This is a genomic window from Meridianimarinicoccus aquatilis (genome assembly GCF_004358675.1).
Lineage (GTDB): Bacteria > Pseudomonadota > Alphaproteobacteria > Rhodobacterales > Rhodobacteraceae > Meridianimarinicoccus > Meridianimarinicoccus aquatilis.
The window spans coordinates 1-9,265 of the sequence record NZ_SMZO01000089.1 but is presented as its reverse complement, the minus strand read 5'-3'; the positions used below and the strand labels follow the sequence as shown (position 1 = coordinate 9,265).

The following is a 9,265-nucleotide window of genomic DNA, read 5'->3' as shown; positions in this document are numbered from 1 at the left end:
CGATCACAAAAAGGTCGTAATCAAAGCTCATTGAGTCGTCTCCTACTCGGGCAGTTGCGCAGCTTCGGCCATGTCTACTGTCGCGATTTCAGGGGCCTTGTTCAGCACGCGCGTTTCGGCGCGGCCATCGGGATGACCGATGATGACCGTATCGCACAGGCCAAGGAACAGCCCCGTTTCCACAACCCCCGGCAGGCAGGTCAGATCGCGCATCAGGGCCTCTGGGTCCCCGATACGGCCCAGATGAAGGTCATAGACCACGTTGCCTTCATCAGTGATGACCGGAACTGCCTCGTGTTGGCGCATGGTGATCTCTCGGCCATCCACATCAGCTTGGTTCACGACCTGCTGGATCAGGCGCAAGGTCGCCGTGTGGCCAAAGGGTGTGACCTCGACCGGCAAAGGGAAGGCCCCCAGATGCGCCACATCTTTGCTAGGGTCAGTGATCACCACCAACCGTTTGGAGGCCGCCGCCACAATCTTTTCCTGAAGGTGTGCCGCGCCGCCGCCCTTGATCAGCCGAAAGGCCGGATCAAATTCGTCTGCGCCGTCAATAGTGAGGTCGAGCGTTTCCACATCTTCCAATGTCACGACGTTAAGCCCCAGACGCGTGGCAAGCGCCCCGGTGCGCGACGACGTCGGAACGCAGGTCAGAGTCATCCCTTCGGATTTCACTCGTGCGGCCAGTGCACGCACCATCCAAGCCGCTGTCGAGCCGGTGCCAAGCCCCACCGTCATGCCATCACCGATCAGATCAACGGCACGCCGTGCGGCGGCAAATTTGCCGGCCTCGGCTCCGGTTGGGGATGTCGGTGCATCGGGCATGGGTGTCTCTCCTTGCTGGTCCGTGGTTCTTATAGGCGGCTGCGCAGCGGGCCGCGAGGCCAAACAGGCAGAAAACCTGACTCAGTTCCAGTGCGGCGCGCGTGTCAGGCCCTCTAACAGCGGCCCAAGGCTCCGCCGCGGCAGAAACAGCACCATTCCGGGGGCGTCAACCGTGAGCGAAACAGCGCCATCCGCCCGATTAGAGGTTCCAACCACGCCGCCGGGTGTAAATTCAATGCCATCAATCGGCCAGTGCAGGCCTCGACTTGTGCCAGTGACCCGCTGCAAGGGAAACAGGGACACGCGGTCGCCCGCGGTAAGCGCCAAGGTCAATTCAGGCGGCGTCAAAGTAATAACTTCGCGTCGGGAGACGATCACACAGCGACGCCCGAAATGGCGCACCAGCCCGTTGAACGCTGCAAGCGCATGATCGACCCGCCCTTCGGTGAATCCAACAGCAAGAACCAGCGGCGCCGCGATCCGGGTCAGGCATTTCTCAAAATCGGTGCTGTCCTGTTCCGCAACCGGGTAGAGCACGTCTTGCAGCATGGCCGCACTATCTGCGCTGAGGGAATCCATGTCCCCGATCACGGCGTCTGGGGTTTGCCGCAATTCCAGCAACCGGTTCGCACCGCCATCAGCGGCAACCAACTTATCCGACAGGGCCAGGCAGGCTTCCAGATCATCGGCACAAATCGGGCCGCCACCAGCCAACGTCACCGGTCCAGCCGCATGGACCAAGGGAGCTGGAACCAGATCGCTCACTGCGTGTCGTCGGCCGGGTCAGGCTTACCGATCCCCCTGAACACGAATTTGAACGGCACCGCCCAAACGACGCCAAGAAGAACATACACCAGCAGCTCGACAACCATGGGAGGGCGGCCAAGGGCGTTCATGATCGTGATGCTGGTCACGATATAGATCGGCAATCCAATCAGCAAAATCACCAGCGACCACCGCCGCCGAGCCTTGTATGACAGGGCCATGGGGCATCTCCTTATCCATTTGCCGTTGCGTTCAAGTGGCAACGTAACTGCGGCCCCCGCGCATTCAATGGCGAGGGCCGCAAATCCGGTCAGTCAGAAAAAGGGTCCGTCACAAGAATTGTATCTTCGCGCTCGGGCGATGTGGACAAAAGCGCGACGGGGCATTCGATCAATTCTTCGATCCGGCGCACATATTTAACTGCGGCACCGGGCAAATCTGCCCAGCTTCTTGCCCCGGCAGTGCTGCCTTCCCAGCCTTCCATGGTTTCATAGACCGGGGTCACACGCGCCTGCTCTTCTGCGGCGGTGGGAAGGTAGTCCAGAACTTTGCCATCAAGCGCGTATCCGGTGCAGATTTTCAGCTCTTTCATTCCGTCAAGCACGTCCAGCTTGGTAAGCGCGATTCCTTTCACGCCAGAGGTCGTGCATGTTTGGCGCACCAGAACGGCGTCGAACCAGCCACAGCGCCGATCGCGGCCGGTGACGGTGCCCTTTTCGCGGCCAACGACCGCCAGATGTTTCCCAACTTCGTCGTCCAACTCTGTCGGGAAAGGCCCCTCGCCGACGCGTGTGGTATAGGCTTTGACGATACCGAGGACAAAATCGATGGACCCCGGCCCCATTCCCGTTCCCGTCGCCGCCATACCCGCCATCGTGTTGGATGAGGTGACATAGGGGTAGGTACCGAAATCGATATCCAGAAGCGCGCCCTGCGCTCCCTCGAACAAGATACGCTTGCCGGATTTGCGTTTTTCCGACAGCAGCTTCCAGACTGGGGCCGCATAGGGCAGAACCTTGGGCGCGATATCAAGCAGACGGGTGCGCAGTTCATCTCGGTCGATGGTGGCGACGCCAAGACCGCGACGCAACGGGTCATGGTGAGCCAGCAGACGGTCAAGACGGCGTTCAAGCGTTTCCGCATCAGCAAGATCGGCAAGGCGGATCGCACGGCGACCGACCTTGTCCTCATAGGCCGGGCCAATACCCCGCCCGGTGGTGCCGATCTTTGCCTTTCCGGCCGCTTCTTCGCGGATCTTGTCCAGATCCTGATGAACAGGCAGAATCAGTGGGGTGTTTTCGGCGATGACAAGATTGTCGGTGTTGATCGTGACGCCCTGCCCTTCGATCTTTTCGATTTCAGACACCAGCGCCCAAGGGTCGAGCACGACCCCATTGCCGATCACACTAAGCTTGCCCTTGCGCAAAATGCCCGATGGCAGCAGCGACAGCTTGTAAACCTTGCCGTCGATCACAAGGGTGTGCCCCGCATTGTGGCCCCCCTGGAACCGGGCGATCACGTCTGCACGCTCGCTCAGCCAGTCGACGATCTTGCCTTTTCCTTCGTCACCCCATTGGGCGCCCACAACGACGACATTGGCCATCCGGTACTCCGTATCTTGATCCGACGCCCCATATAGCGATGCGGAGGCAGGCGCGAAACCGGATTTTGAAGACAAAGGCAATCTCGCCGATATGCAAACACCTGATGTGTCGCCGCAAAGAGGGAAACGGGACACCGTGAAGGCCTGTAACAAGCGAATCTGTCGGGTTATTTGGAGCGGGTAGCGGGAATCGAACCCGCACGACTAGCTTGGAAGGCTAGGGCGCTACCATTACACCATACCCGCGTGGTGTTGGGACTAGCCAAGCCGCAAGCCGGGGTCAAGACCGATCCGAAGCTATCGACCGTTGTTCGTGCAGGGATCGGTTTGAAAACCGGCACGGCGGGCTTGCTGCGCTCCTGGGCGGGATGATCCGAAAGGCTTCCTGCCCGGTGGGCTTCCCCCCCCTCGCGGGCTCAAATCACCCGCAAGAATTGCAAACCCTATCAATTCAACCGTCTTTCGCGTAGCTTGGGCTAGGCGTAGGGGCAGTCTGCGCCAATTTGCGTGCTCTGGCCCTGAACTGAAGACAAGTGACCAGAGAGGCAAAATGTTTACACATATCATGGTCCCGGTCGACCTTACCCATACGGACAAGATCGCCAGAGCACTTGAAACTGCGGGCCTTCTTGGAAAGACAACTGGCGCCAAGATTACCTATGTCGGCGTCACAGCGGAAACTCCGACTGGCCTCGCTCACAACCCTCAAGAATATGCGGCCAAGTTGGCAGAATTTGCAGCAACTCAGGGTACCGCGTATGGCGTCACTGCCGACGCGCGGGCAATTGCGAGCCATGACCCCACAGTCGATCTGAACGACACATTATTGAAGACAGCCGACGCATTGCAGGCTGACTGCATCGTTATGGCGTCTCACATCCCGAATATCACGGATCATCTGTGGCCGTCCCATGGCGGCACGGTTGCAAAGCGGGCGCATGCGTCCGTTTTCGTTGTCCGCTGAACAAGACCACAGGAGCATTCATGAACGATCAACCTGAAGACGTGAACACGGGCGTCCCAGAGCCAGAGGGCGCAAGCGACATCATCGAAACCGATTACACGATCGGCCAAGACAACATCGAAGGTGCGGTCGGCCCGTTCGGCTTTGACATCCACAACCCCGTTTTTGCCATTTCGGGCATTTCCGTCGTGGCTTTCGTTTTCTATACGCTTGCCCTGCCAGAACAGGCAGGCGGCGCTTTTTCGTGGCTATTTGGCGCTGTCACAAAAGGCTTTGACTGGTTTTTTCTGGGCGCGGCGAACATCTTTGTGCTGTTCTGCCTCTTTCTGATCGTGAGCCCCTTGGGCAAAGTTAGGCTCGGCGGCAAAGAAGCATCGCCAGATTACACCTATATCGGCTGGTTCGCGATGCTGTTTGCGGCCGGCATGGGCATCGGCCTGATGTTCTATGGCGTGTCTGAACCCATGAGCCACTTTTCGTCCTCAATGGGCGGAACGAGCGTTGAAAATGGCGTCCGGACTGACTGGGCCCCGCTGGGGGCGGCCGCTGGAAACGAACAAGAGGCGATCCGCCTTGGCATGGCAGCGACCATCTTTCACTGGGGCCTGCACCCTTGGGCGATCTATGCCATCGTCGCGCTGGCACTGGCCCTGTTTTCTTACAACAAAGGGCTGCCGCTCACCATCCGGTCCGCGTTCTATCCCCTGCTTGGGGAACGTATCTGGGGCTGGCCCGGGCACCTTATTGATATCTTGGCGGTGTTTGCGACGCTGTTCGGGCTGGCCACGTCACTGGGGTTCGGCGCGACTCAGGCCAATGCAGGGCTGAACGAATTGTTCGGAATCCCGATTGGCGCCACGACCGAGGTCTTGCTGATCTCGGGCATCACGGCGCTGGCGCTGATTTCTGTAGTGCGCGGCCTCGACGGCGGGGTCAAAATCCTCTCGGAAATCAACATGGGCCTTGCGGCATTGCTGCTTGTGTTCGTTTTGCTCGTCGGTCCGACCGTGGCGATCCTTTCTTTGTTCGGCGACAGCTTGATGGCTTATCTGGAATACCTTCCGGCTCTGTCCAACCCTGTCGGCCGCGATGATGTGAACTTCATGCAAGGCTGGACAGCGTTCTATTGGGCGTGGTGGATCAGTTGGTCACCGTTCGTTGGCATGTTCATCGCGCGCGTCAGCCGGGGCCGCACCGTGCGCGAATTCGTTATCTGCGTGCTTTTGATCCCGTCCATGGTTTGCGTTCTTTGGATGGCCGTGTTCGGCGGCACAGCGATTCAGCAAGTTGTGTTGGATGGATACACCGCAGCCCAAGAAGCACCGCTGGAACTCAAGCTGTTCAAGATGCTGGATGTGCTGCCCCTTGCAAGTATCACTTCGTTTATTGGGATTTTGCTGGTCATCGTGTTCTTCGTCACCTCGTCGGACAGTGGCAGTCTGGTGATCGACACGATCACCGCCGGTGGGAAGGTCGATGCGCCTGTCGGTCAGCGCGTATTCTGGTGCGTCTTCGAAGGCGCGGTTGCCATTGTGCTGCTGTTGTCGGCGGGCGGGCTGAGTTCATTGCAGTCCATGGTCATCTCAACCGGACTGCCCTTTACGGTCGTTCTGTTGATCATGTGCTGGGCGATTTACCGAGGCCTCAAGAGCGAACCCCGCTAGCATTTTCGCGCACCACACAGCCATGAATCGACGCCGCCCGCCTTGTGCTGGCGGCGTTTTCTTTTGCGGAAATGGTATACTAGAATCAGATTTGGTCGCCGTAAGGGCATCTCGCCACTTAGCTTTTCGCACACCATTTAATCTAATGCGCAATTTATTTGCTCAAATTTGCGTGAGACACCGCAAAGACGAGACCCCCTGCCCGCATTTCCATCAAAGTCTGTTCCGCCAAGCCCCTCAACCCCTCAGTTTGCCCGAGGCAGGGCCGACTGGCTTTGTCAAATAGCACCCGGAGCACCGGCGATCTGCCGATGCTCATGGGAATAAAAATATGGGACACCGCTGCGGGCTTCGGCCTGACAACCTGCCGAAAATCGGATTTGGGATGTGCGGTAGCGATCTGGGGAACGTATATGATTTCTTTGAAAAAAATGCTTGCAGGGGCCGGGTTGGCAACTGCTCTTCTGTCGACAACTGCACTGGCCCAATCGGGTGAGCCGATCAAAGTCGGGATCCTGCACTCGCTGTCAGGAACGATGGCGATTTCGGAAACAACTCTGAAAGACGCGATGCTGATGCTCATTGAAGAGCAGAACGCAAAAGGCGGTCTTCTGGGTCGTCCGTTGGAAGCCGTTGTCGTTGACCCCGCCTCTGACTGGCCACTGTTTGCCGAAAAAGCCCGCGAACTCATCGAAGGCAACGGCGTTGATGCCGTGTTCGGCTGCTGGACCAGCGTGAGCCGCAAATCGGTTCTGCCCGTGTTCGAAGAACTGAACTCGGTCCTGTTCTACCCGGTTCAGTACGAAGGCGAAGAAAGCCAGCGCAACGTGTTCTACACCGGCGCGGCGCCGAACCAACAGGCGATCCCTGCGGTTGATTACCTGATGGAGCAGGAAAGCGTTGAGCGTTGGGTTCTTGCGGGCACCGACTATGTCTATCCGCGCACCACGAACAAGATCCTTGAGGCGTATCTGATCGGCAAGGGCGTTGCGCCCGAAGACATCATGATCAACTACACGCCCTTCGGCCACTCCGATTGGCAGACCATCGTGTCTGACATCAAGACATTCGGCTCTGCAGGCAAGAAAACCGCTGTCGTCAGCACGATCAACGGCGACGCGAACGTTCCGTTCTACAAAGAACTGGGCAACCAAGGCATCGCGGCAACCGACATTCCCGTCGTAGCATTCTCGGTTGGTGAAGAAGAACTGGCTGGCCTCGACACAGCACCGTTGGTCGGTCACTTGGCGGCTTGGAACTATTTCATGTCCGTCGACACACCTGAGAACGATGCATTCATCGACAGCTGGATCGACTTCATCGGCGACGAAGATCGCGTCACGAATGATCCTATGGAAGCGCACTATGTCGGCTTCAACATGTGGGTCAAAGCCGTCGAAGCCGCTGGCAGCACAGATGCCGACGCCGTCATCGACAGCATCGTTGGCGTTACGGTGCCGAACCTGACGGGGGGCATGTCGGAAATGCTTCCAAACCACCACATCACCAAACCCGTTCTGGTCGGTGAAATCCAAGACGACGGTCAATTCAGTGTCGTTTGGGAAACCGAAGGTCTGGTACCTGGTGACGCATGGTCCGACTTCCTTCCGGAAAGCGCACCTTTGATGGCTGATTGGACCGACCCGATCAACTGCGGCAACTACAACACCGAAACAGAAAGCTGTGGCGGCGCGACCAACTAATCGCTGTTCCCACTGCATATCGGATGCGGCTGCCTTACGTGGCCGCATCCCGCTATTTCAAAAATCGGATATGACATGACGCGTCCGCGCCTTTGGCTTGCCGCCCTGCTGACCTGCATGGCCACACTCGCCGCCGCCCAATCCACGACATCAAGAGACTTCGACATGCTTGTTCAGGCGCTTCCGGGAAGCGACTTTGACACAGTCGAAAGCTTGGTCGGTCAAATTGCCGAAACCGGCGATGAGCGGGCAACTGACGTTCTTCAGGCGCTGACCGAAGGCGACCTGCATCGGCTCAAGTCCAATGAAGCTGTCATCATCGTAAGAGACGTGGACGGCGAAGATCACGCCTTTGACGCGTTAACCGGCGAGAGTTATGGCGAAATCCCGCGCCGTGGATCGTCTAGCATTCGCGTGAATAATTCCCTCAGACGTGTCATTTCGGCGGCGGTTGGTACGCTGACACTGCGCCACCCCGACCCGGCTGTCCGGCTCGAAGCTGCGCAAGCCGCCTTCCGCGCACCAGACGCGGCCCAAACAGAAGCACTTGCCGCCGCCCTGGACGCTGAAACAGACCCGGATGTCGCGAGTGCATTGTCAGAGGCCGTCGCGGTTGCCACGCTGAGCCAAGGCACCGCGCCGGTTGACGCGCAACTTGCCGCAGTTGCCACCATTGCCGCCCGAAACGATGGAATCGCCTTGTCAGTCCTGACGCCGCTCGTTGGGTCAGACCAACCCGAAGTCGCTGCTGCCGCAGCGGCGGCCGTCGACAAGATTGAACGCGTCAGGAAGCTGTGGTCAGGCGCACAGAACGTGTGGTTCGGCCTGTCACTGGGCTCTGTGCTTTTGCTGGCGGCCATCGGGCTGGCCATCACGTTTGGCGTCATGGGGGTCATAAATATGGCCCATGGCGAATTGGTCATGCTTGGCGCCTACACCACGTTTTTTGTACAGGACATTATACGCACGTCATTTCCGGGGCTTTTTGATTGGTCCTTGCTGATTGCAGCACCTCTTGCCTTCCTTGTGGCTGGCGCGATGGGCGTCGCAATTGAACGGGGGTGTGTGCGTTTTCTTTATGGCCGCCCGCTTGAAACGCTTCTGGCGACGTGGGGCGTCAGTCTGATCCTGCAACAAACCGTGCGGTCGATCTTTGGACCAAACAACCGCGAGGTAGGAAACCCGTCGTGGATGTCGGGCGCGTTCGAAATCGGACAGATGACAATTACCTACAATCGTCTATGGATCTTGATCTTTTCGCTCGCAGTCTTCGCCGCGCTTCTGTTCGTCATGAAGCGAACGCCAATTGGTCTGCAAATGCGCGCGGTTACTCAGAACCGGGCGATGGCCGCGAATATGGGAATTCGCACAGGTTGGGTCGATGCGATGACCTTTGGACTTGGCGCAGGTATCGCAGGACTTGCAGGCGTCGCCCTCAGCCAAATCGACAACGTATCGCCGAATCTGGGGCAAAGTTACATCGTTGACAGCTTCATGGTCGTGGTCTTTGGCGGCGCAGGGAATATCTGGGGCACGTTGGCTGGTGCTTTCAGCATTGGCATCGCCAACAAGTTTTTGGAGCCATGGTCGGGCGCCGTATTGGCGAAAATCCTAGTGCTGGTTTTCATCATTCTGTTCATCCAAAAGCGGCCACGCGGATTGTTCGCCGTTCGGGGGCGCGCCGTCGATGGGTAGCGCGCTGGGGACAGGGAAACTCCCGCCCGTCGTTGCCGCGCTGATG

8 protein-coding genes and 1 tRNA gene are annotated in these 9,265 nt (G+C 58.4%); 4 read left to right on the top strand and 5 right to left on the bottom strand.

Annotated features, from left to right (window positions below; all coding sequences use genetic code 11):
• Positions 1 to 42: 42 nt before the first annotated feature.
• The 5 genes from rpiA to E2L05_RS19530 form a co-directional block, all read right to left on the bottom strand.
• Positions 43 to 825, bottom strand: a complete 783-nt coding sequence (gene rpiA / locus E2L05_RS19550; RefSeq protein ID WP_133344617.1) for a ribose-5-phosphate isomerase RpiA — start codon at positions 823 to 825, stop codon at positions 43 to 45.
• A gap of 81 nt (positions 826 to 906) precedes the next feature.
• Complete coding sequence (locus tag E2L05_RS19545) at positions 907 to 1,590, bottom strand: thiamine diphosphokinase (RefSeq protein WP_243722069.1); 684 nt, start codon at positions 1,588 to 1,590, stop codon at positions 907 to 909.
• The gene (locus tag E2L05_RS19540; RefSeq protein ID WP_133344615.1) at positions 1,587 to 1,811 is read right to left on the bottom strand and encodes a DUF2842 domain-containing protein; all 225 of its coding nucleotides are present in this window, start codon (positions 1,809 to 1,811) and stop codon (positions 1,587 to 1,589) included. The genes E2L05_RS19545 and E2L05_RS19540 overlap by 4 nt, the downstream gene beginning before the upstream one ends.
• 89 nt (positions 1,812 to 1,900) lie before the next feature.
• Positions 1,901 to 3,193 (bottom strand): adenylosuccinate synthase, encoded by a 1,293-nt coding sequence (locus tag E2L05_RS19535; RefSeq protein ID WP_133344613.1) that lies wholly within the window; start codon positions 3,191 to 3,193, stop codon positions 1,901 to 1,903.
• A 172-nt stretch (positions 3,194 to 3,365) separates the two neighbouring features.
• Positions 3,366 to 3,439: transfer RNA gene (locus tag E2L05_RS19530), tRNA-Gly, on the bottom strand.
• Positions 3,440 to 3,743: 304 nt separating this feature from the next.
• Here E2L05_RS19530 and E2L05_RS19525 point away from each other — a divergent pair.
• The 4 genes from E2L05_RS19525 (at position 3,744) to urtB (ending at position 9,219) form a co-directional block, all read left to right on the top strand.
• Positions 3,744 to 4,157, top strand: coding sequence for a universal stress protein (locus E2L05_RS19525; protein WP_133344611.1), 414 nt, complete (start codon positions 3,744 to 3,746; stop codon positions 4,155 to 4,157).
• 20 nt (positions 4,158 to 4,177) lie between these two features.
• A complete protein-coding gene (locus E2L05_RS19520) occupies positions 4,178 to 5,821 on the top strand; it encodes a BCCT family transporter (RefSeq protein WP_133344609.1) in 1,644 nt (547 codons plus the stop codon).
• Between the two features lie 413 nt (positions 5,822 to 6,234).
• Positions 6,235 to 7,524: an urea ABC transporter substrate-binding protein gene (urtA, locus tag E2L05_RS19515; RefSeq protein WP_133344607.1), complete on the top strand. Its 1,290-nt coding sequence runs from the start codon at positions 6,235 to 6,237 to the stop codon at positions 7,522 to 7,524.
• A 75-nt stretch (positions 7,525 to 7,599) separates the two neighbouring features.
• Positions 7,600 to 9,219: an urea ABC transporter permease subunit UrtB gene (gene urtB, locus E2L05_RS19510; protein ID WP_133344605.1), complete on the top strand. Its 1,620-nt coding sequence runs from the start codon at positions 7,600 to 7,602 to the stop codon at positions 9,217 to 9,219.
• Positions 9,220 to 9,265: the final 46 nt, after the last annotated feature.

What these genes read in the sequence shown, in the direction of transcription:
- rpiA (WP_133344617.1), bottom strand. Translation starts at nt 825, where the DNA reads ATGCCCGATGCACCGACATCCCCAACCGGAGCCGAGGCCGGCAAATTT.
- E2L05_RS19540 (WP_133344615.1), bottom strand. Translation starts at nt 1,811, where the DNA reads ATGGCCCTGTCATACAAGGCTCGGCGGCGGTGGTCGCTGGTGATTTTG.
- E2L05_RS19535 (WP_133344613.1), bottom strand. Translation starts at nt 3,193, where the DNA reads ATGGCCAATGTCGTCGTTGTGGGCGCCCAATGGGGTGACGAAGGAAAA.
- E2L05_RS19525 (WP_133344611.1), top strand. Translation starts at nt 3,744, where the DNA reads ATGTTTACACATATCATGGTCCCGGTCGACCTTACCCATACGGACAAG.
- E2L05_RS19520 (WP_133344609.1), top strand. Translation starts at nt 4,178, where the DNA reads ATGAACGATCAACCTGAAGACGTGAACACGGGCGTCCCAGAGCCAGAG.
- urtA (WP_133344607.1), top strand. Translation starts at nt 6,235, where the DNA reads ATGATTTCTTTGAAAAAAATGCTTGCAGGGGCCGGGTTGGCAACTGCT.
- urtB (WP_133344605.1), top strand. Translation starts at nt 7,600, where the DNA reads ATGACGCGTCCGCGCCTTTGGCTTGCCGCCCTGCTGACCTGCATGGCC.